Here is a 21,016-nt window from a genome sequence, read left to right as displayed (position 1 = left end):
AAAAACGCAGACTATTGGTTGACGGCTTCTTCGATGGTGGCACTCAAACCTCTTTCCAGCAAGGCTTCGCACTGTGGACGCAATTTGAGGTATTCTCCTTCCTTCACCGCATATTTTCCATTTAAATGGATGATCAGTGCGCATTGCTGTGCCTGTTCATTGGTATGACCACAAACCTCTACCAACGACGCTATCACCCAGTCAAAAGTATTAACATCATCATTCCATACCACCAGCTGAAAGGGATATTGCTCATCTTCCGCCACCAGGATATCCTCCTGCTCTTCTGTAAATCCTTCTGTTTTAGTGAGTTCGATCATTGTTAAAGAAAGCTTTATGCAAAATTACGCGGAATATTCGTTAATTTATCCACATTTGAGTAATGTTAATATTGATGCAGGCAGATATTTATAGCTTTTCCTATTGATATTTAATGCGATAACAGCAGAAAAAGAGCAAATATCTCCATCATCAGTCTAAAAATTGGTACCATGAAGTATAGCCTGGTTTTATTGATGAAAATATCCTTACCCCTGAAAGATCCTGTACCCATCTTTTCGTTGGTGCTGTTCATTATCCTGCTGGCGCCGATCATTCTGCGCAAATTCAGGATACCCAGTATCATCGGACTGATCATTGCCGGCATGTTGATTGGTGATCATGGATTTCAGCTGGTCGAAAAAGACAGCATCAAATTGTTTGGAAATGCGGGGCTGTTATACATCATGTTCCTGGCAGGCCTGGAGCTGGATATGAATGATTTCCGAAAAAACCGCTACCGGAGTATGGTGTTCGGAGGATTCACCTTCTTTATCCCATTGATCATGGGATTCCTCGTATGTACTTACCTGTTACAATTCAATTTTATGGCTACCCTGCTGGTCTCCAGCATGTTTGCCACCCATACACTCGTAGCTTATCCATTGGCCAGCCGGCTGGGCATCACCAAAAATGAAGCCGTCACCGTGGCGGTGGGGGGCACCATCATTACGGATACTGCTGTGCTGTTGATTCTCGCTGTTATCACCGGGGCACAGGCAGGTAACCTGAACACAGAATTCTGGGTAAGACTCAGCGTTTCCCTCCTCATCTTTGCCGTCATCATACTTTGGGTATTCCCTATGCTGGGAAGATGGTTTTTTAAGAAAATCAAAGACGATAAAACTTCTCACTTCATATTTGTGCTGGCACTGGTATTTGCCGCTGCATTCCTGGCCGAACTGGCAGGCGTGGAAGGTATTATCGGCGCATTCCTGGCCGGTCTGGCACTGAACCAGCTCATCCCCCATACCTCCCCATTGATGAACAGAATTGAATTTGTGGGTAATGCCATCTTCATTCCCTTCTTCCTGATCAGTGTAGGTATGCTGGTAGATTTGCGCGTATTGCTGAAAGGCCCTGAAGCCCTGATTATTGCTGGTGCGCTTACAGGTATGGCCCTCAGCAGCAAATGGCTCGCCGCCTGGTTTACACAGCTGGTATTCGGTTACAGCAACACACAACGCAATGTAATATTCGGGTTGAGTAGTGCCCATGCGGCCGCCACCATCGCGGTAATACTCATCGGTTTCAACATGCACATTGTTGATGAAAACGTGTTGAACGGAACAGTCATACTGATTCTGTGTACCTGCCTGGTAGGCTCTTTCGTAACAGAAAACGCCGGCCGTAAACTGGCTATCCAGGAAGCATCAGAGAAACCCGAATTGCCGGACCAACCTGAACGTATACTGATCCCCGTAGCCAATCCGGAACGTATAGAATCCCTGCTCGACTTCGCCGTGATGATTAAAGATCCGCACGCCGCCACGCCTATTTACCCGCTGGCCATCGTGCAGGACAACCCGGCCGCAAAGGAAAGTATACATGCCAGCAATAAGATGATGGAAAAAGCGGTTATTCATGCGGCTGCCACCGAAAGTCAGTTGCAGGTAGTCACCCGTATCGACCTGAATATCTCTGATGGCATCTCCAGGGCCGCCAAAGAGCTGATGGTAAGTGATGTCATCCTTGGCTGGACAGATAAAACCAGCGCCACAGACCGTTTCCTGGGATCTTTCTTTGGTAGCACACTGGACAACGTATTGCAAAGCGTATGGGAAACGATTTATGTATGCAGCTTCCAGTACCCGCTGAATACCACCAAAAAAATGGTGCTGGCGCTGCCTAAAAATGCGGAATATGAAATCGGATTCCTTCATTATCTGCAGAAAATGCTGATGCTGGCAAAACAATCCGGCGCCAAGCTGGTCGTGTTCTGCGCCGAATCTACCCAGTCTGTTATCGATGGGTTTATTGTAAAAACAAAAGTGAGTATCGATATCACCTACAAATCCAATGAAGGCATCGAAAATTCACAGGCACTCACGAAAGAGGTAACCAAAAACGATCTCATTGTGATTGTAACAGCCCGAAAAGGCTCTCTTTCCTACAATGCATCCATGGAATCCATTCCAGGTAAGATAAGCCGCCATTTCAAGGATAATAACGCAATTTTGCTATATCCTGAACAAACTGCCATCGATTATGTAGAAGCGGGTATACAACCGGAAGATCTTACCCTGGCACCGATACAGGAACAGCTGGCTAACCTGAGCAAATTGGGTAAGGCAGTGAAACGTATTTTCAAACCGAAAAAATAGATAACACAACAAAGATATAAACAGGAAAAGGGGTCTCTACTGAGTAGAGACCTCTTTTTATAATTTTCAGGGCAGATGATTATCCCCGCCTATCTGCCAGATAGACGATATAAGCGATGTAAAGCAGGAAACCTGCTATCCCGACAATTATCATCCATTTCCCATTGTTGCGGGATGCCTGCGTAAATGCGTACTGCCGGGTGCCGTCCGGCAAAGTCCTTCTGGTCATCCATGCAGAACCACCAATAATGAAGCCCAGAAAGCCCAATACAGTACTGAAAGGCATAAACGTAAACCAGAACAAAGGAGCTAAAAATCCTAATAGCAGTAAGCCAGCAGGCAGCTGTTTGGGTTGGGATAATTCTTCTTTTCTGACAGCACTTACTTCCTTGATTTGTTCAGGTGTATAGGTGATACCCTTTTTTTCCAGCAGCTGCTTTGCCAATACGTAATCGTATTCACCCCATTCATCTTTTTTCTCAATGATCTCCTTTAGTTCATCTACAGAAAAAGAAAGCAGGTAATAATCCGGATCAACATCATCAAGCGACACCTGTATCAGGTCTGTTATAAGTTTATTGGCAGCAGTAAAATCTTCTGCAGGAATTTTCACCAGGTGGCGGCGGTCAAAGTTCTGGCCCAGATAAATGGAATCCATCAACAACACTTCTTCTTCATATGCTACCGGGATATTATGCGACTGAAGAATTTCTACGATTTCCGCAGCTTCCTGTGCCGTGTTAAAACGTCTGAAAGTGAGTAATGCTGACATAGGGAAAGATGATAGGTTAAGGATATCTGAAAGTAATAAAAAGAGCGGAAGAAGTAAAGCACAATCATCTACCTAAACCCAAAAACCGACCTTACAAACAACAAAACACAGGCCTTTGCTGCTTTGCCCCTTTGCGAGAAAGAAAATCCACCGAAGGTGGTAAAATAAAAAAAGCCCTACGAAACCGCAGGACTTTTAAGAAGTGGGAGTTGACGGATTCGAACCATCGACCCTCTGCTTGTAAGGCAGATGCTCTGAACCAGCTGAGCTAAACTCCCTCGAAAGATCTTTACTAATTTGTTGATGTGGTGGGAGTTGACGGATTCGAACCATCGACCCTCTGCTTGTAAGGCAGATGCTCTGAACCAGCTGAGCTAAACTCCCTGAAAAGATCTTTTCTAATTTGTTTAAAGTAGTGGGAGTTGACGGATTCGAACCATCGACCCTCTGCTTGTAAGGCAGATGCTCTGAACCAGCTGAGCTAAACTCCCTCGAAAGATCTTTTGCTAATTTGTTTGAAGTAGTGGGAGTTGACGGATTCGAACCATCGACCCTCTGCTTGTAAGGCAGATGCTCTGAACCAGCTGAGCTAAACTCCCGTTTTTTCTTCGACCCTCAAGCCTTTCGTTTGAAGGGATTGCAAAGGTATAATCTTATTTGATTCTACCAAATTTATTTTCTGAAAATGGTAAAAATATTTCAACACATATTTATCTACATGAAGTTCAAACACTTATCCAGTAAGACTTTGCAATGATATAAAAAAAATCAGGACTAACCATAGATCAGTCCTGATTGTTGTCAATTTTTATACAACTTGTGCAATTACTTTTTCTTTTTCTTCTCAGTTTTCTTCTCTGCCTTCTTCGCAAAATTACCTTCGAAGAAACACTTGATACCACGGTAAGCACCGCATCCTCCGATCTCATGAATGCTTACACGGCCAGTGGAAAACTGGAAGGAAATACCACAGGAAGAACCTTTGTCTTTGTACTCTCCCCTGTTACCTGCCAGGTATTGTCCCACACCGGAAACCTCCCCTTTACAATTACCGTTGTCTTTCGTGAAGGTGATAAAGAACTGGAATGTTTTACCATCTTCACCATCGCGGATAGAGACCAGGCTCATATCCCCGGACATATAATCGCCGCTGAATTTATGCTTGCGTGGCAGCGTATCCAGTGGGTTATAAATCTCTCCGGGCTTGCTTGGACTGGTGCTATTGGTCATGATCAGCGTAGTAGTACCGTCAGCACCTACACCATAGAAATCTTCGCGCTGTACATCTCTCGTATCACCGTGTGGTACTTCTGTTGTCAGCTTGATCACATTCTTATTGTCAATATTAACGGAGGTAAATGTACCGTTACTACCGTTATCGGCTACACGAATCCTTTTCAGGAAATGACCTTTTTTCTTATCCATAAAGCACAGATAAGCCACTGTTCCTGATTTACCCGCAGCGCGTACCACCAGGTAATCGACCACATTTCCCTTTATACGTTGCAAAGGCCAGAAACGTACTTTCTCATTTTTTCCGAAATCACCTTTGGTAAGTGTGTCAGTAAGGAATTGATGAATATCTGCGGTGTCGAGGGCCAGCGAATCCGGCTGCTTCCGCATCAGGGAGTCTGATTGTAATTTATATGGTAGCTCAGTAGCAGTAAACAGATCACGAAAATCCTCCAGGGTCATAGGCTCTACCCTGCCGTTTCCGGTGCTCTTCTTTGATTTACAGGCCGCTAATACACCTATTGCCAATAATAATAACAGATAACGCTTCATTAATAGATAAATTCTGGGCGAAAAGTTAAATATAATTTTGATATGTGCGCGACTAAAAACAAAAAACATACCGGATATATAAAAGTTCGTTTTTATTATTTAGATTTGTCTAAACTTTAATTTAGGTCGTATGAATTTATCAGTTGCGGAAGAGAATTATATTAAAGCCATTTTTAAGTTACAGGAAGGCGACGCAGCGGTTACCACCAACGCCATTGCCTATGAACTGGACACCAAACCGGCCTCTGTAACCGACATGGCCAAAAAGCTCAAGGAGAAAAAACTGATAGACTACGAAAAATACCAGGGCATCACCCTGACCGCCGATGGCCGCAAAGCTGCGTTGCAGATCGTTCGCAGGCACCGCCTGTGGGAATGCTTCCTGGTAGACAAGCTCTCCTTTAGCTGGGATGAAGTACATGAACTGGCGGAAGAGCTGGAACATGTACGCAGCGAGAAACTCATCAACCGCCTCAGCGAATTCCTCGGCAACCCGGTCATCGATCCTCATGGCGACCCCATCCCGGACGCCAACGGTAAAATGATCAAATCCAGGCCGCAAACCTCGCTGGACCAGGCCAATGCCAAAAGGCTGGTAGTAACCGCCGTAAGCGATCAGTCCTCTGCCCTGCTGGCCTTTCTCAACGCTAAAGGCATCAAACTGGGCACCCAGCTGGAAATTATTGCACACTATGAGTTCGATAACTCACTCGAAATAAAAGTTAAAAATCAACCCGCTATCACCATCAGTGAACAGGTAGCGAAAAATATCATGGTCAGACCGCTATAACATTCTATTCAAATGGGACCGTCATTAAGTGAAGTACATGAAAGTATTGACACCGGCAGTAAGTCGAAATGGAAAAAGATCTTTGCATTCTTCGGACCAGCCTACCTCGTAAGCGTAGGCTATATGGACCCGGGCAACTGGGCCACCGACCTCGCCGGAGGTAGTAAATATGGTTATACGTTACTCTGGGTACTGCTCATGAGTAACCTCATGGCCCTGCTCCTGCAGAGCCTCAGCGCCCGCCTTGGCATCGTCCGCGGCCGCGACCTTGCCCAGGCAAACAGGGAAACCTATCCGCCCTTCATTAATTTTGTTCTTTATATCCTGGCTGAAATAGCCATCGCTGCCACAGACCTCGCCGAAGTGCTCGGTATGGCCATCGGGATACAACTCCTTACCGGCCTGCCACTCATATGGGGCGTTAGTCTGACCGTACTGGATACTTTCCTCCTACTCGTACTCCAGCGATTCGGCATGCGTAAAATGGAGGCATTCATCGTAGCCCTGGTAGCCATCGTAGGCACCTCCTTCCTCATAGAACTGATCCTGGCCAAACCACACATGAATGAAGTGGTCAAAGGCTTTATCCCTTCTATCCCCGACAATACTGCCCTCTATATCGCCATCGGTATCATCGGCGCCACCGTCATGCCACACAACCTCTACCTGCACTCCGCACTGGTACAGACACGCAAAATAAAACGGGACGACAAAGGTATCCGCCAGGCAATAAAACTTAACTTTATAGACAGTACGATCGCGCTCAACCTGGCATTTCTTGTCAATGCTGCCATCCTTATCCTGGCAGCAGCCGTATTCTACACGGCCGGACACACACAAATCGCGGAAATACAGGACGCACACGAACTGCTGGAAAAATTACTAGGCACCAAACTGGCCCCCATACTGTTTGCAGTAGCGCTGATCGCCGCCGGACAAAGTTCCACCGTTACCGGAACACTGGCCGGACAAATAGTAATGGAAGGCTACCTTCACCTGCGTATCAATCCATGGCTGCGCCGGCTCATCACCCGGTTGCTGGCCATCATCCCGGCATTACTGGTTATCCTCATTGCCGGCGACAAGGAAGTAGGTGCCCTGCTGGTATTCAGCCAGGTACTCCTGAGCATGCAACTCGGATTTGCCATCATACCACTGATACATTTCGTCAGCGACAGGCAAACCATGGGCGACTATGTTATCGGTACCCCGCTGAAAATTCTCAGCTGGATCATTGCAGCAATATTGGTTTATCTAAATATCCGTATGGTATACGAAGAAGCCAGAGACTATATTACAGGCGGCCACTCCCCTGCTGTTGATGCCCTCATCATCATACTGGGCCTGGCTTTTCTCGCCCTGCTGGTATACACTGTCGTTTACCCGCTGTTTACAAGGTATCGCAAAACCCCTACCAGCACCAATATCCACCCTGCACAGGTAACGCTCGGTGAACTGGAACACCCCACCTATTACCGTATCGCCATCGCACTGGAATTCGGTAAACAGGACGAAAAAGTTATTCGTAGCGCTATCGCTAACGGCAACGAACATACGGAGTATGTGCTGATCCATATCGTGGAAAGCGCCTCTGCCAAATATTTCGGGAAAGATAGCGATGACCTCGAAACCCGTAAAGACCAGGAACAGCTGGACACCTATCTTGCCCTGCTCAAAAGCAGGAATATCAAAGCCAAAGGGGTACTAGGTTTCAGACGCAGGTCCAATGAAATTGCCAGGATTGTGCGGGAAGAAAAAGCAGACTTCCTGGTACTGGGAGGCCACGGCCACAAAGGATTAAAAGATATTATTTACGGAGAAACAGCCAATCAGGTAAGGCATAAAGTAAACATTCCTGTACTGGTAGTACAATAAATCATATGCAACAGCTCTTCCAACCCGGCGATACCAAAACCTTTGAACGTATAGTCAGTGCAGCTGATACCGCCGCCTTCGACAGTGGCCAGGTACATCCCGTATATGCCACCTTCGCACTGGCACGTGATGCAGAATGGTGCTGCCGCCTCTTTGTACTGGACATGAAAGATGAAGATGAAGAAGGGATCGGCACCGCGCTTACTGTGGTTCATCATGCGCCGGCGTTAATCAATAGTACCGTTACATTTACCGCTACCATCACCGGCATTCAGCACCATGAAATCAGCTGTAGTTATGAAGCATATGAAGGTACCCGGCTGATTGCCAGCGGTACACAGGTACAGAAAATTCTGAAAAAGGAAAAGCTGGAAAGACTCTTCTCCCGCATCAATCAATAATATTTATTCCAAAGCAAAAGGCCCTTCCCGACTGATTCGGGAAGGGCCTTTTGCTTTCAATTGCTGCATTTTCAAGAAAATGCAATCAGAAATTATTTTTTAGCAGCTTTAACGCTGAAACCAATTTCTACATCTTTGCTGATCATCCAGTTTTCAGGGCTACCTTCTGTTTTGTAGCTGATACCCCATGCAGATCTGTCGATAACGAATTTAGCGTTAGCAGTAACTTCAGTTGCAGAAACAGTGATTTGTGCAGGGAAAGTGATGTTCAGGGTGCTGTCTTTCAGGGTAAGGTTACCGCTGATCAGGTTAGTAGCACCTGCGAGCAGACTTTTCTGTTTAGTGCTGTCGAAAGGAGCAACACCGGTGATAACGAATTTAGCACCTGGATGCTTAGCGGTATCAAAGAAATCAGGGCTTTTCAGGTGACCAGCCAGATCTTCAGGCTTTTTACCTGGTTCGGTAACAGAAGCAGGATCAACAGTCAGGCTGTTCATGTCAATGTCGAAGGTACCTGCAGTTACAGCACCATTATCAACAGTCAGATCGCCGCCAGTAACTTTGATAATACCAAAGCGTGGAGCCATACCACCTTTGTGGGTACCGCGCCAGGTAACATCAGTTGCTGCAGTGTCAATAGTGTAGGTAGTTCCAGCTGCTACAGCTGCTTCTTTTTTTTCTTCCGTCTTCGCCTGATCAGACGAAGCGCCACCGCCACAAGCTGCCAGTGTCAGCAGCAGCGCGAGAGTAGGTACCGTTTGCTTCATAAATTAATAATATTGAAGATTATGTATAAACGGGCACGAAAATAATTGATTCTATTATATCACAGGACAGATATATCGAAAAATGTCAATTTTTTAACAATTCTTTTGTTACCCGAAACGGAAAACGCCCTGCAGGCGCCGAAGGCATCTGCAGGGCGTTATTGAAAGCTTATCGATAATGCTTTTAAGGCATTCTTTTACCTCCGGCTGAGTGAAGGTAAAAGAACTATAACCCTAAAGCCGCTTTCAGTCGGGGATACCCCGTTTTACTTACCAATACTTTAGCGCCGCTTTTCAGGATAGCCAGATGATTTTCCTTTTCATACGGATCTATTCTTACCACCTGGTTCACATTGAGTATATAGGACCGATGTACCCTTGTAAACTGCTGTGGGTCCAGTGTTTGCTCAAAGAAAGCCATCGTCTTGTTTTTAAGGAAATTCCCTTCCGGCGTCACAATTTTCACATAATCATCTGCTGCTTCCAGGTAATGGATGTCATGTACCGGGATGATCTTGATCTTTCCATTGATCTTGATGACCACCCGGTTACTTTGCACCGGTGAAGCGCCCGCAGCTTCCAGCAGTGCATTGGTTTCCGGTACTGCCACGGGTGCCGGCGCCGTATACTTGCCTAACCATTTCTGTAATGCTTTATCAAAGCGGTCTTTTGAAAAAGGTTTCAGCAGATAATCCACCGCATTCACCTCAAAAGCCCTGATGGCGTGTTCTTCAAAGGCAGTCGTAAAAATAACTGCGGGCATGTTTTCTACCAGTTCCAGCATCTCGAAGCCAGTAATTTTAGGCATTTGTATATCCAGGAAGATGATATCCGGCTGGTGTTGCTGGATGGCTTTGAGTCCTTCAAATCCATCGTTGCATTCCTGTAATACCTGCACCTGTGGATAGTCCATCAGATACTCCAGTACTACAGCTCTCGCCAGCGGTTCATCATCAATTATTACTGCTTTTATCATGTGTTTGTGGTACTTTAATCAACGTTGTATAAATATTATCGACTGTGGAGGTTTCCAGCAGGTCGTGCCTCGCAAAGAGGAGGTACAACCTGCGTCTAATGGATGCAAGGCCAAAGCCGGTGCCTTTATGAACGGGCTGCATGGCTGTATCGAAAGGATTCTGTACTTCCAGATAGAGCATACTGTCCACGCCCCAGGCTTTTATATTGATGGCGATCTCGCCAGTAGTGTCGTATAACCCGAATTTGATGGCATTTTCTACCACCGGTTGCAGCAACATAGGCGGCATATACATTTTCTCCGCTGATTCATCGTATATAACGTTGGTGGTTAAACGATGTCCGAATCTTACTTTTTCTATATCCAGGTAAAGTCCCAGGTACTGTAATTCATCTATCAGCGATATCCACTGGTCATCTTCTCTCTTCAGCGACCCACGAAGGAAATCCGAGAGCTTGAGCACCATTTCCCTTGCCTGGTGCGGCCTTAGCATTATCAACGCATTGATGGAATTGAGACTGTTGAAAAGAAAATGCGGTTGTAACTGTTGGCGTAATTTGAAAAGCTCTGCCTCACGCACGATCTTTTCGGTATCTTCTTTTCGTTTCGACTGCTCCCGCTGTTCTTCCAAATCGTACATCATAATACTGCGGAAGCCAATCCCTGTAATGATCATCCAGCCCACGATACAGTATACGGGAATAGCCTTGTTCAACCATATCAGGTAGTAGGCATCGCCGGAAAAAGTTTTAAACAGTATCCACTGTGAAGCCGCCACCCATAAGAATGTCATGGCCATACTCACTACCGTCACATACATGAATTGAATCATTCCGTCGCCGGGCCGGTAGTATGCCAGATTGGAACTGATCAGCAGACAAACCGCAGCTAACAGGCAGGTATGTACAGAGCCATCTGTAATCGACTGCCAGAATGGAAAATCAAACCATTGCCATAACAGTAAAGTATAAACAACGAAGGCGATACTGAATGTTGCCGTAAATACTTTACCCGCGTTGCCGCTATAGATCGTCTTTGCCAAACAGGTGTAGTTTAATGAATTTCTACTAAAGGTTGATCCTGCAGTTGTGCAGACTTCGTCTGCAACCATGCTAAATATGACTTGGGATCTCCCGGTTCTTCTATTCTGGAATATACTTCCATGCCATCTGTCAGCTGATTGATATCATATACCTCCGGTACATTGATAAATTTCCACTGTACCAGTTCTTCCTGCAGGTTCTTAAATGCATATTGTTCCTGGATGCCGATCTGATGGGCCTTTTCTAATGCGTCTTTTTTAGTCACCGCGCTAATCAGGCGGATTTGTTCATCAAATTGCGGTGTGTGGTTTCCATTACCGCTTATAATCTGGTAAACGACTTTTGCAACAAACCAATGCATATTCGAAGTTTTTAGGATTATAAAGAATATAGTAAAGGGGTTAACAGGATGTTATTTCAATTTATATGTAACTCTTGATTTCAATACCGCCGAAGATACAGCTACCCTTGATCAGCAGTGTTTTATCTGCTGCCGCTACCCGCATCAGTTCTGGCGAACGTTTATCTTCAATACCACCCATAACGGTTGTTACGTCTGTTTTCACGACCCAGTTGGAAGGTACTACGATCTCACATCCTCCGAAGATGGCGGAAACGTCGAGTACAGCTGTGCCCTGGATATCAGCCTGGGTAAGGTTCAGGTCCATGCCACCGAAAATACTGGACACATAGCCACCCTTAAAATTTTTGGAAAGTACCAGTTTATTGACACCGCTGAAGATGGCGGAAGAATTGATTACATCATCCGAAAAGTTCTCGCCTGAATGTTCAGGTGCCACATAGCCGCTATAGTCTGCTTTTCCATATTGTTCCTTGTAATAATTTTTCCAGTATCTTTTCTCATGACGGTGGTGCCACCAGTTGTCATCATTTCGCTTGAGAATCGTGACCATACCAATTATTATCAATACCACCGGCCAGATGAACCGGGCTGTGTTATAAGGCCATGCCAATATTTCGCCGGCAAGGAATACGCCTCCGATGAGAATAAGAATCAACCATCCACCGCCTCTGAAATTATGCTTGATACCTACCAGCAAGCCTATCACGATCAATAGCATCTGCCAGGAAAACAGCCAGTAAGGTAAGTCCAGCGCAAACTGACGTAACAGTAAGGCTGCACCTATGAGAATGAAAATAATTCCACCCAATCCATTCCTCCTCCGGGGCTTGTCTGCTTTTTTTATCTCTGTTTCTGAATTAGTCATTGTTATAAGTTTACGATACAAAAATAAAACAGCCAACCACGGCTATCAACAGTGCTTAGGTCAAGGAAATGCCTTTACCGGTAAAACGCAGGATTTCACCGGTAAAAATGCAAAGGCTTCATTGTCGGCTTTTTAGCCGGTTAAATTTCAACGGTAACCAGCGAATCACTGCCGGTAAGATCGGTAAGTATCTCTTTCAGTCCCTGTACCATCGGATCAGGGCCACAGATGTAGAATTGCTGGGTAAAATCTTTTATTTTTCTGCGGAGATAATCCGCATCTATGCGATGGTGATCGTAGGCGGAATGGTGTTCTTCGGTAAGGGTATTGATAAACCTGTCGCCCAGCATTTTAGTAAACTCCTCTTTCATAATGATGTCGGCAGCGGTTTTATTGGAGCAGATAAGGGTATTTTTCCCGAGTTTGCCATCGTGCTGCAGTTGCCTGAATATGGCGATAAATGGCGTTACGCCTGCCCCGCCGGCCAGAAATACGCCTTCGCCTTTATAATGTATAGCCCCCCAGACGTCGTGCAGGATCAGTTCGTCGCCAGCCTGCACCAGCCCCAGCTGGTCGGTTACGCTGTGTCGGTCTTCGTAAATTTTTATGGTAAATTCCAGGAAGTCCCATTCGTTGAGACTGGTAAAGGTAAAGGGTCTGCGCTCGTCTTCCCATCCAGGCTTGTTAACAGCTACTTCCGTGGCCTGGCCGGGAACAAAAGTATACCCTTCCGGTTTTGTAACACGGAAGTGTTTTACATTATGTGTAACAGGTATTACTGCGAGCACTTTTACGATATGGCTTTCCATGTTGAGGTTTTCAGTGGTAAATAATTGAAAATAATAAAAATAGCTTGCTTTTTCAGCAATTATATTAAATATTTTAAGATATGATTAGATGGTTTTCCAGGTAGATATCAGGGTAGGATTTTCTCCACCATTGTTGCCAGCGAACGTGCCCAACGCCCATAATCCAGGCCGGAAGGATGCAGGCCGTCTTCAGCTACCAGCTGAAGATTGGTGGTGGCTTCGCGGGTGAAAGGCGTGATATCGAGGTAATGCACTTTAAAATCTGCTGCGATGGCCTTATTAACGGCATTAAAATCATCAATTTCCCTTGCGATGGCCTGTCTGTCGCGATCGGCAGCAAATGGCGTAACGCCCCAGTCCGGAATAGATAGCACTATCACATGTGCATGGCCGCCTTTACTGAACGCGATGGCCTGCTGTAGCAGGCTGGTAAACTGCTGGCGGTATTCTTCCAGCGACCCGCCCCGGTATTGGTTATTGACACCGATCAGCAACGTAACCAGGTCATAGGTAATGTTATGAATAGAAGCGGCTTCAATTCCTTGCTGCAGTTCGTCAGTAGTCCAACCCGTAACTGCAATTATTTTTGGATTTTCGAAGGAAAATCCTGCATTTCCTAGCAATTGACAGGTTTGTGAAGGAAAGTTCTGGTCTAACGGCACCGCTTCGCCGATGGTATAGCTATCACCCAGTGCAAGGTACGTATACGGCATATGGAAGGTTGATTTGTTGTGGCTAGTAAAATAGCATTATTCTTAACATAAGCAAAAAGTTATATAAGGTATAATAAAAGCCATAAAACTATCAAAAAACCACAGCAGAATAGGGGTAAAATGTCGTACCTTCGCGCTCGATTACAACAATTACGTAACGCATAAAGAAACCGTTTTATGCCGGCAGAAAAAATATCGATGAACAATGGATCGCTACAGGTCCCTACTCACCCCATCATTCCATTTATCATAGGCGACGGAATTGGTCCAGACATCTGGAAGGCCAGTGTACGTGTATTCGACGCTGCCATTGAGAAAGCTTATGGAAGTGATAGGAAAATTGAATGGAAAGAAGTACTGGCAGGAGAGAAAGCCTTCCAGGAAACCGGCGAATGGCTGCCGAAAGCAACACTGGATGCACTGAAAGAGTACCTGGTGTCTATCAAAGGTCCTTTATCTACCCCTGTAGGTGGTGGTATCCGTTCCCTGAACGTGGCTATGCGTCAGGAACTCGACCTCTACGCCTGTGTACGTCCTGTACGCTGGTTCAACAAAGTTCCTTCTCCTGTTAAGCATCCTGAGAAAGTTGACATGGTCATCTTCCGTGAAAACACTGAAGACATCTATGCCGGCATCGAATACATGACAGGTACGCCTGAATGTGAGAAATTACTGAACTTCCTCCAGAACGAAATGGGCGTGAAGAAAATCCGCTTCCCGGAAACTTCTTCACTGGGTATCAAACCTGTTTCCATTGAAGGTACTGAAAGACTGGTTCGCGCTGCTATCCTGTATGCACTGGAACACAAACGTCCTTCTGTAACCATCGTTCACAAAGGTAATATCATGAAATTCACCGAAGGTGGCTTCAAAAACTGGGGCTATGCACTCGCTGAACGCGAATTCGGTGATAAAGTTTACACCTGGGAAACCTGGGAGAAAATCAAAAAAGAAGAAGGCGAAGACGCTGCTAACAAATCTCTGAAAGTAGCTACCGCTGAAGGTAAACTGCTGATCAAAGATGTTATCGCTGATAACTTCCTCCAGCAGATCCTCCTGGCTCCGCAAGACTACTCTGTAGTAGCTACCCTCAACCTGAACGGTGACTATATCTCCGATGCGCTGGCAGCAGCTGTTGGTGGTATCGGTATCGCTCCAGGCGGTAACATCAACTACAAAACCGGTCACGCAGTGTTCGAAGCAACGCACGGTACTGCACCACGCTTTGCCAACACCAACACCATGAACCCATCATCTGTAATCCTCTCCGGTGTGATGATGCTCGAGTACATGGGCTGGAAAGAAGCTGCCACCATCATCACAGAAGGCCTGGCTACCGCCATCGCACGTAAACGCGTAACCATCGATTTCTACAACCTGATGGACGATGCTACACTCGTGAAAACTTCTGAGTTTGCAGATGAAGTGATTAAGCAAATGCTGAATCACCACTAATCAGCTTTTCCTCTTATTACATATTAGTTTTTGAAATAGCCCCAGACCTTCGGTCTGGGGCTATTTCGTTTTTCAAACGAATGTTTCCAGCGCCTGCGGCACCGGGGATTTTGTGTTGAAGGGGAAGCTCAGGCGCCTCGCGCCTGAACTTCCCCCCTATCCCCCTGAATGAAAATCAATACAATTTTACCAGCAAAATCGCTGCTAAAACAATTTATGTACATCTTACACAAAAAAAATTTTGCAGGAAATAAATAAATCGTATTTTTCGGGATTATCCCTAAAAGGGACTTTGCTTGAATAGTAGTTGTGAATAGATTTTTAATCTAATTTTTTTAAAAAAACCCGAAATGGCAGAAAAAATTAAAGTTGCTAATCCGGTAGTTGAGCTGGATGGAGATGAGATGACACGAATCATCTGGAAATTCATTAAGGACAAACTGATACTTCCATACCTGGACGTAGAAATCAAATATTTTGATCTGGGAATGGAGCATCGTGATGCTACCAACGACCAGGTTACCATTGATGCAGCAAACGCTATCAAAGAAGTAGGTGTTGGTATCAAATGTGCTACCATCACTCCGGATGAAGCACGCGTAAAAGAATTCAACCTGAAACAGATGTGGAAGTCTCCAAACGGAACTATCCGTAACATCCTGGATGGTACTGTATTCCGCGAGCCAATCGTAATGAGTAACGTTCCACGTCTGGTTCCTAACTGGACCGCTCCAATCTGTATCGGTCGTCACGCTTTTGGTGACCAATACCGCGCTACTGACTTCGTAACTAAAGGTAAAGGTAAACTGACCATCAAATTCGAAGGCGAAAATGGTGAAACACAGGAATTTGAAGTGTACAACTTCAAAGGCGATGGCGTTGCACTGGCAATGTACAATACCGACGAGTCTATCAAAGGTTTTGCACGCTCCTGCTTCAACCAGGCCCTGATGAAAAAATGGCCGCTGTACCTCAGCACCAAAAACACCATCCTGAAAAAATACGATGGCCGCTTCAAAGATATCTTCGAAGACATCTATCAAAACGAATTCAAAGCTGAATTCGATAAACACGGTCTGGTGTACGAACATCGCCTGATCGATGACATGGTTGCTTCTGCACTGAAATGGCATGGTAACTTCGTATGGGCTTGTAAAAACTACGATGGCGACGTTCAGTCCGACACCGTTGCACAAGGTTTTGGTTCCCTCGGTCTGATGACTTCCACCCTGGTTACGCCTGATGGTAAAACCATGGAAGCTGAAGCTGCTCACGGTACCGTAACCCGCCACTACCGCGATCACCAGGCTGGTAAACCAACCTCTACCAACCCAATCGCTTCCATCTTCGCATGGACACGCGGTCTGGAATTCCGTGGTAAACTCGATAACAACCAGGACCTGATCAACTTCTGCCAGGCACTGGAACAAGTTTGTATCGAGGTTGTTGAAAGTGGTAAAATGACCAAAGATCTGGCCGTTTGTATCCATGGCAACAAAGTTGAACACGGTAAAGATTACCTCTATACCGAAGAATTCCTGGAAGCACTGGACAGCGCACTGAAAGTGAAACTGGGTAAATAATCAGCATAAGCCCGCCCCTAAAGGCGTCTTAAAATATAAGCCCCGGCAGTTAATTACTGACCGGGGCTATTTTTTTTATAGCTTATATAGCTGCCTGAAAAAGCAAAAGCCCTGGTTTGCCTGCATGGATGAAGCAGTTCAAACCAGGGCTAAGTATGCTTAGCGATTCTATTTTATGATTAGTTAGTTATATTTCATTTCTCTGCGTAATACTTTGTCTTCTCCATAAATATCATCGAAGAAAACAAGTTTGCCATCCTTACCTTCTGCCGTAAAATAACGCAGGTAAATAGGTACATGCTGACGCAGATCTATTTGTTTCTTTTCACCTCTGCTGATCCATGCATTGATACTATCGCCGGTATGACGGGCAGTATCGCCACGTACGAGGTATTGTGCCAGACTATCCCACTGCTGTACACGTACGCATCCATGGCTCATAGCACGCATCGAGTTTTTAAACAGTCCGCGGTTATTGGTATCGTGAAGATATACACTGAATTTATTTCTGAAATTAAATTTCATAATACCCAGTGAGTTATCAATACCATCCATCTGGCGTAATACATAAGGGAAATGGTCTTTGGTAATTTTGCTCCAGTCGATGGTATGTGGGTCAATGGCTTCGCCATTTTTATCAATTACTTCCAGATTTTTAGAAGCGAGATAACCAACATTTTTCTTAATGGCAGGCAACATTTCCTTGAATACGATGCTGTATGGAACGCGCCAGTAAGGGAACAGCATGAAGTTGCTCATATAGGAATTCAGCATCGGTGTACGTGTGCGTGGTGCGCCTACGATCACCCTGGATTCCAGTTTCACTTCTCCTGAATCAAATACGCGCATGGTATATCCCGGTACATTTACAAGGATATACTGCGTTGGCATGGTATCGGCCAGTTTACGCCAGCGGTCCATGTTTACGGCAGCCTGCATGATCCAGTCGTGCGGTGTTCTGTTCAGCGCTATCACTGTACGTTTGCCGGCAACGCCATCAGGGTAGATGTTAAATTCGTTCTGGAAAGCTTTCACACCTTTTTTGATGGCAACAGTATCTACTGCGCCCTCAGTACCGGTAGTGTCCATATAGCCGCCCTGTACGAGTCTGTAAGTGAGCAGCTGACGGAATCCCAGCGTATCGGTGTAGTTAAGCGGCAAAGTATCCCATTTCATATGGTCATACTTTTCCTTAAAAGTGCGGATACCTTCTTTGAGTGCCACATAGCCTGGATGTACCGGTTGCAGACTATCGTAGAAAGCACTGATGTTGTTTTCGCTCAATGCCTGCTGTAGCCTGGAAACCAGGAAGCTGGTGGCATAGAGAGAATCTTTCTGAAGGGTGATACTGTCGCGCGGGCCTGCTCCGAAGTGCAGGTCTGAAGACATTTTCATGAATGCATCTGTAAGCAGCACATCCATTTTAGCCCATAGGGCAGCGTCTTTGCGGGCGTTGGCATCATTGTGTAACTGATCGAAGGTCTGGGATAATGCATTGGCATGGTATTGTGCCGGCAACAATCCTACTTCTTCGGCGTGTTGGATCCATTCCATCATGGAATCCGCTACAGGATGGATTTTTCCATGGTCAGACCATTCGGCCTGATGTGCATGTACCTGGTAAAAATCCTGGAGTGCCTGGGAACGAAAGGCGCGGATACTATCCTCTAAAAGGCCATCGTTATCCGAGAGTAAGGAAAGACGTTCTGAAATACTTTCTTTCACTACTTCGTCCAGTTCCCTGACGTTGACAACTATTTGTTTTTGTTTTGGGGCAGTGTACTTTTTCTTATTATTTCCACAGGCTAACAGTACAAATACTCCAGATCCTAATAGAAAGCTGATAATTAATTTCTTGTTCTTCATCTGCAGTTAATCGCTAAGTAAAGATAGCAATTTGCGAATACTGTGCCGGAAATTTTCTGTTATTAAATATTACCTGCAACAATCCTTCTTCACAAAAAGTGATTGCAGGAATTTCAAAAAACCGGTTAAAACCTTTTTCATACCTCACAATTTTAAAAAAGAGGCTGCCACGATTAGCAGCCTCTTAAAAACTAAAACTAAAACAACTATCGTCTACCGTTAACGGTTATATTATTTTTAAATTTCGTCCAGCGAAATACGTCCTCCTTCCGGTTGCTGCCGGAACTGACTCGGCGTCATTCCGGTAACTTTTTTGAACTGGGCAGACAAATGCGCCACACTACTGTAGCCCAATTGGTAACTTATTTCACTCAGACTCAATTCATTATATCGCAACAATTCCTTCACTCTTTCAATTTTCTGCTGGATGATATACTGTTCAATGGTAGTGCCTTCCAGTTCAGAGAACAAGCTGCTGAGCAGATGATAATCTTTCTGTAAACGCGTTGATAACAGCGTAGAAAAATTCTCTTTTAACTCATCCAGATCAGAGTAATGGACGGTGTCAACAATGATACTCTTAATGGCTGCAACCAATTGTTGTTTCTTATCATCAATCAGTAAAAATCCTTCGTGTTGCAATGCCGGAATCAGCTCATTCAGCTGGTCTGCATTTATTTTTCCTGCAATGGTCGCCTTTCCAAGCTCCATTTTTTTCACTGTCAGGCCCTTGTCTTCAAGTATGGAGGTTACCACCTTGATACAACGCGGGCAGACCATATTTTTAACGAAAAGTTCGGTAGTCGCCTCGTTTTTCGACATGGTGGTTATTTCTTTAAAACATTAAAGATATTATGTTCTAATCTTACTAAAAACGAATTATAGACATTTCTGTCCATACTTCCTGCCAGCTGCGTCCTGTACGAAAAATCCAGTCGCGTGACACTATTGAAGATGAACTGTACAGCCGGCGCTACATCAATGTAACTACCTTTTGCCAATGCGGTGTTGGTCAGGTTGGTTTTCCCCAGCAACTCCACATAGAGGTTCAGATTCGTTTGTTTATAGCTTTTGTATTTCACCGGTAATACCAGGTAACCCGCACTCAGCGTATAATTGACTGCGTCCGTGGCAAACATGTCGGGAGGTATATTATCCCTGGTATTGTTCAAATACCGGGTATAACCTGCCGTTCCTGACAGCGCCAGTTTATGCAGCAGCTGAGTGGCAATAATCCCGCCAGTTATACCGCTGTTGCTGCCATCCAGGTCAAAGTCCGCATTGCGGTAGGGTTTGGACGACATATCCGGTGCAGGCATTATCGGATTGTTTATCAAAGAACCTTTTACGTAGGCTGCCATTCGGAAATGGGCATGTTGCTCATCGTGCGACAGGAACCTGTATTTAGCGTAGATACTCCCTCCTTCAAAACGGAAGTTGGATTGCATCATATCTGAACCGTAGGCGGCCAGGTGTACCATCAGCTTTTTGGTGATACCAAACATGACCTCCGGTTCTACTCTGAGCGCCGTACGACCTGTCTGGTCCATCGTCATGCCTTTTCCGGTGAGCCTGAACCCCATCGAGTTAGCCGGCATATTGCTGGCAGGTTCACTGTTAACATATAATTCCTGTGCGGTAGCCATACCAGTGATGGCCAGTAAGGCCACCACTGTGAATATTAATCTCTTCATATATCTTCCTATAAATAAAACAGCATCAGATAGTTACGTGATAAACTCTGTTAGAGGCCTTATTACCGCTGTGGCAGCAATCGCCCATCATGCCTGTTTTGTAGCATGCCATACTGGTTTCAGTTGCATACTTTTTATATTGTTTGGTAGATACGAAGTCTTTATCAATTACAGTCAGATTCTGATCCCCTTTAAGTACCTGGTCTTTCACATGCATAAAGTGAAGGGTGCTGCCGGCAAAAGGCACATGGGTATCATTTTTCACTTCTGTCTGATCAAAATTTGCCGTTATTACCAGTTTTCCAACAGAAAATCCGGCATCTTCCACTTTATTTTTAATGGCATCGATATCCACGGCCGCTCCTGGTTTAAAATACAGGATGAAGGTGGTATTTTCCAGGTCAGTGTCAATCTTATCAACAAAGGATAATGTTTCCAATGATTTCAAAGTGGCATTGGAACACATGGCGCAGGTAAGGCCGGTAGCCTGAACAGCTGCTTTTTTATATTGGGCACTGGCACCAAAGGTGATACCTAAAGCGAGAACAATCAGTGTTAGGAATTTCATGATCTGATGATTTTTTATTATCTGTTAAGATTTATTTTTCAGCAATTA

General features: G+C 45.2%; 20 protein-coding genes and 4 tRNA genes. 6 read left to right on the top strand and 18 right to left on the bottom strand.

What is annotated here, in order from left to right; genetic code table 11:
• Window positions 1-11 precede the first annotated feature (11 nt).
• A complete protein-coding gene (locus F3J22_RS08400) occupies window positions 12-320 on the bottom strand; it encodes an ATP-dependent Clp protease adaptor ClpS (protein WP_167016103.1) in 309 nt (102 codons plus the stop codon).
• A gap of 171 nt (window positions 321-491) precedes the next feature.
• Between F3J22_RS08400 and F3J22_RS08395 the strand changes: the two genes are divergently transcribed.
• Window positions 492-2,642, top strand: a complete 2,151-nt coding sequence (locus tag F3J22_RS08395; RefSeq protein ID WP_167016102.1) for a cation:proton antiporter — start codon at window positions 492-494, stop codon at window positions 2,640-2,642.
• Between the two features lie 79 nt (window positions 2,643-2,721).
• Here F3J22_RS08395 and F3J22_RS08390 read toward each other — a convergent pair whose 3' ends face one another.
• The 6 genes from F3J22_RS08390 to F3J22_RS08365 form a co-directional block, all read right to left on the bottom strand.
• Window positions 2,722-3,414 carry a hypothetical protein gene (locus tag F3J22_RS08390; protein WP_167016101.1) on the bottom strand — a complete coding sequence of 231 codons (693 nt, stop codon included), beginning with the start codon at window positions 3,412-3,414 and terminating at the stop codon, window positions 2,722-2,724.
• Between the two features lie 203 nt (window positions 3,415-3,617).
• Window positions 3,618-3,692: transfer RNA gene (locus tag F3J22_RS08385), tRNA-Val, on the bottom strand.
• Between the two features lie 28 nt (window positions 3,693-3,720).
• Window positions 3,721-3,798 (bottom strand) — tRNA-Val (locus F3J22_RS08380).
• 32 nt (window positions 3,799-3,830) lie between these two features.
• Window positions 3,831-3,905: transfer RNA gene (locus F3J22_RS08375), tRNA-Val, on the bottom strand.
• A gap of 33 nt (window positions 3,906-3,938) precedes the next feature.
• Window positions 3,939-4,013, bottom strand: a tRNA-Val gene (locus tag F3J22_RS08370).
• 226 nt (window positions 4,014-4,239) lie between these two features.
• Window positions 4,240-5,199 carry a hypothetical protein gene (locus tag F3J22_RS08365; protein WP_167016100.1) on the bottom strand — a complete coding sequence of 320 codons (960 nt, stop codon included), beginning with the start codon at window positions 5,197-5,199 and terminating at the stop codon, window positions 4,240-4,242.
• Between the two features lie 130 nt (window positions 5,200-5,329).
• On the opposite strand from F3J22_RS08365, the gene F3J22_RS08360 reads away from it, so the two are divergent.
• From F3J22_RS08360 to F3J22_RS08350, 3 genes are read left to right on the top strand one after another with little or no spacing between them, the layout of a single operon-like run.
• Window positions 5,330-5,989, top strand: a complete 660-nt coding sequence (locus F3J22_RS08360) for a metal-dependent transcriptional regulator (protein WP_167016099.1) — start codon at window positions 5,330-5,332, stop codon at window positions 5,987-5,989.
• A 12-nt stretch (window positions 5,990-6,001) separates the two neighbouring features.
• On the top strand, window positions 6,002-7,864 hold the full coding sequence (locus F3J22_RS08355; protein ID WP_167016098.1) for an Nramp family divalent metal transporter: 1,863 nt from the start codon (window positions 6,002-6,004) through the stop codon (window positions 7,862-7,864).
• A 5-nt stretch (window positions 7,865-7,869) separates the two neighbouring features.
• On the top strand, window positions 7,870-8,265 hold the full coding sequence (locus tag F3J22_RS08350) for a thioesterase family protein (protein WP_167016097.1): 396 nt from the start codon (window positions 7,870-7,872) through the stop codon (window positions 8,263-8,265).
• A gap of 92 nt (window positions 8,266-8,357) precedes the next feature.
• Here the strand turns inward: F3J22_RS08350 and F3J22_RS08345 are convergent, their stop codons facing one another.
• The 7 genes from F3J22_RS08345 to F3J22_RS08315 all read right to left on the bottom strand — a co-directional run bounded on the left by F3J22_RS08345 (window position 8,358) and on the right by F3J22_RS08315 (window position 13,802).
• Window positions 8,358-9,032, bottom strand: coding sequence for a YceI family protein (locus tag F3J22_RS08345; protein WP_167016096.1), 675 nt, complete (start codon window positions 9,030-9,032; stop codon window positions 8,358-8,360).
• Between the two features lie 226 nt (window positions 9,033-9,258).
• The gene (locus F3J22_RS08340) at window positions 9,259-10,008 is read right to left on the bottom strand and encodes a LytTR family DNA-binding domain-containing protein (RefSeq protein ID WP_167016095.1); all 750 of its coding nucleotides are present in this window, start codon (window positions 10,006-10,008) and stop codon (window positions 9,259-9,261) included.
• The gene (locus F3J22_RS08335; protein WP_205195163.1) at window positions 9,986-11,050 is read right to left on the bottom strand and encodes a sensor histidine kinase; all 1,065 of its coding nucleotides are present in this window, start codon (window positions 11,048-11,050) and stop codon (window positions 9,986-9,988) included. The genes F3J22_RS08340 and F3J22_RS08335 overlap by 23 nt, the downstream gene beginning before the upstream one ends.
• 11 nt (window positions 11,051-11,061) lie before the next feature.
• Window positions 11,062-11,412 (bottom strand): DUF4288 domain-containing protein, encoded by a 351-nt coding sequence (locus F3J22_RS08330; RefSeq protein WP_167016093.1) that lies wholly within the window; start codon window positions 11,410-11,412, stop codon window positions 11,062-11,064.
• Between the two features lie 61 nt (window positions 11,413-11,473).
• Window positions 11,474-12,280: a LiaF domain-containing protein gene (locus F3J22_RS08325; protein ID WP_167016091.1), complete on the bottom strand. Its 807-nt coding sequence runs from the start codon at window positions 12,278-12,280 to the stop codon at window positions 11,474-11,476.
• A gap of 140 nt (window positions 12,281-12,420) precedes the next feature.
• The gene (locus tag F3J22_RS08320; RefSeq protein WP_167016088.1) at window positions 12,421-13,089 is read right to left on the bottom strand and encodes a flavodoxin reductase; all 669 of its coding nucleotides are present in this window, start codon (window positions 13,087-13,089) and stop codon (window positions 12,421-12,423) included.
• A gap of 107 nt (window positions 13,090-13,196) precedes the next feature.
• Complete coding sequence (locus F3J22_RS08315) at window positions 13,197-13,802, bottom strand: SGNH/GDSL hydrolase family protein (RefSeq protein ID WP_167016086.1); 606 nt, start codon at window positions 13,800-13,802, stop codon at window positions 13,197-13,199.
• A gap of 177 nt (window positions 13,803-13,979) precedes the next feature.
• On the opposite strand from F3J22_RS08315, the gene icd reads away from it, so the two are divergent.
• Together icd and F3J22_RS08305 are read left to right on the top strand one after the other, a co-directional pair.
• Entirely contained in the window at window positions 13,980-15,257 is a 1,278-nt protein-coding gene (gene icd / locus F3J22_RS08310; protein ID WP_167016084.1) for an NADP-dependent isocitrate dehydrogenase, read from the top strand.
• A gap of 350 nt (window positions 15,258-15,607) precedes the next feature.
• Entirely contained in the window at window positions 15,608-16,840 is a 1,233-nt protein-coding gene (locus tag F3J22_RS08305; RefSeq protein ID WP_167016082.1) for an NADP-dependent isocitrate dehydrogenase, read from the top strand.
• A gap of 183 nt (window positions 16,841-17,023) precedes the next feature.
• On the opposite strand, the gene F3J22_RS08300 is transcribed toward F3J22_RS08305, so the two are convergent.
• From F3J22_RS08300 to F3J22_RS08285, 4 genes are all read right to left on the bottom strand, one after another.
• Window positions 17,024-18,706 (bottom strand): murein L,D-transpeptidase, encoded by a 1,683-nt coding sequence (locus F3J22_RS08300; protein ID WP_167016080.1) that lies wholly within the window; start codon window positions 18,704-18,706, stop codon window positions 17,024-17,026.
• A gap of 237 nt (window positions 18,707-18,943) precedes the next feature.
• Window positions 18,944-19,528 (bottom strand): AraC family transcriptional regulator, encoded by a 585-nt coding sequence (locus F3J22_RS08295; RefSeq protein ID WP_167016078.1) that lies wholly within the window; start codon window positions 19,526-19,528, stop codon window positions 18,944-18,946.
• A gap of 5 nt (window positions 19,529-19,533) precedes the next feature.
• Window positions 19,534-20,400, bottom strand: coding sequence for a hypothetical protein (locus F3J22_RS08290; RefSeq protein ID WP_167016076.1), 867 nt, complete (start codon window positions 20,398-20,400; stop codon window positions 19,534-19,536).
• Between the two features lie 25 nt (window positions 20,401-20,425).
• Complete coding sequence (locus tag F3J22_RS08285; RefSeq protein WP_167016074.1) at window positions 20,426-20,968, bottom strand: heavy-metal-associated domain-containing protein; 543 nt, start codon at window positions 20,966-20,968, stop codon at window positions 20,426-20,428.
• Window positions 20,969-21,016: the final 48 nt, after the last annotated feature.

It is taken from the genome of Chitinophaga sp. Cy-1792, from assembly GCF_011752935.1.
Classification (GTDB): domain Bacteria; phylum Bacteroidota; class Bacteroidia; order Chitinophagales; family Chitinophagaceae; genus Chitinophaga.
The sequence above is the reverse complement of the archived record's forward strand: the minus strand, read 5'-3'. Positions and strand labels throughout refer to the sequence as shown.

Bases quoted from the DNA above. Each gene is read 5' to 3' on its own strand.
- icd (WP_167016084.1), top strand. From the start codon at position 13,980: ATGCCGGCAGAAAAAATATCGATGAACAATGGATCGCTACAGGTCCCT.
- F3J22_RS08390 (WP_167016101.1), bottom strand. From the start codon at position 3,414: ATGTCAGCATTACTCACTTTCAGACGTTTTAACACGGCACAGGAAGCT.
- F3J22_RS08325 (WP_167016091.1), bottom strand. From the start codon at position 12,280: ATGACTAATTCAGAAACAGAGATAAAAAAAGCAGACAAGCCCCGGAGG.
- F3J22_RS08295 (WP_167016078.1), bottom strand. From the start codon at position 19,528: ATGTCGAAAAACGAGGCGACTACCGAACTTTTCGTTAAAAATATGGTC.
- F3J22_RS08350 (WP_167016097.1), top strand. From the start codon at position 7,870: ATGCAACAGCTCTTCCAACCCGGCGATACCAAAACCTTTGAACGTATA.
- F3J22_RS08365 (WP_167016100.1), bottom strand. From the start codon at position 5,199: ATGAAGCGTTATCTGTTATTATTATTGGCAATAGGTGTATTAGCGGCC.
- F3J22_RS08355 (WP_167016098.1), top strand. From the start codon at position 6,002: ATGGGACCGTCATTAAGTGAAGTACATGAAAGTATTGACACCGGCAGT.
- F3J22_RS08315 (WP_167016086.1), bottom strand. From the start codon at position 13,802: ATGCCGTATACGTACCTTGCACTGGGTGATAGCTATACCATCGGCGAA.
- F3J22_RS08305 (WP_167016082.1), top strand. From the start codon at position 15,608: ATGGCAGAAAAAATTAAAGTTGCTAATCCGGTAGTTGAGCTGGATGGA.
- F3J22_RS08360 (WP_167016099.1), top strand. From the start codon at position 5,330: ATGAATTTATCAGTTGCGGAAGAGAATTATATTAAAGCCATTTTTAAG.
- F3J22_RS08395 (WP_167016102.1), top strand. From the start codon at position 492: ATGAAGTATAGCCTGGTTTTATTGATGAAAATATCCTTACCCCTGAAA.
- F3J22_RS08330 (WP_167016093.1), bottom strand. From the start codon at position 11,412: ATGCATTGGTTTGTTGCAAAAGTCGTTTACCAGATTATAAGCGGTAAT.
- F3J22_RS08320 (WP_167016088.1), bottom strand. From the start codon at position 13,089: ATGGAAAGCCATATCGTAAAAGTGCTCGCAGTAATACCTGTTACACAT.
- F3J22_RS08285 (WP_167016074.1), bottom strand. From the start codon at position 20,968: ATGAAATTCCTAACACTGATTGTTCTCGCTTTAGGTATCACCTTTGGT.
- F3J22_RS08290 (WP_167016076.1), bottom strand. From the start codon at position 20,400: ATGAAGAGATTAATATTCACAGTGGTGGCCTTACTGGCCATCACTGGT.
- F3J22_RS08300 (WP_167016080.1), bottom strand. From the start codon at position 18,706: ATGAAGAACAAGAAATTAATTATCAGCTTTCTATTAGGATCTGGAGTA.
- F3J22_RS08345 (WP_167016096.1), bottom strand. From the start codon at position 9,032: ATGAAGCAAACGGTACCTACTCTCGCGCTGCTGCTGACACTGGCAGCT.
- F3J22_RS08340 (WP_167016095.1), bottom strand. From the start codon at position 10,008: ATGATAAAAGCAGTAATAATTGATGATGAACCGCTGGCGAGAGCTGTA.
- F3J22_RS08400 (WP_167016103.1), bottom strand. From the start codon at position 320: ATGATCGAACTCACTAAAACAGAAGGATTTACAGAAGAGCAGGAGGAT.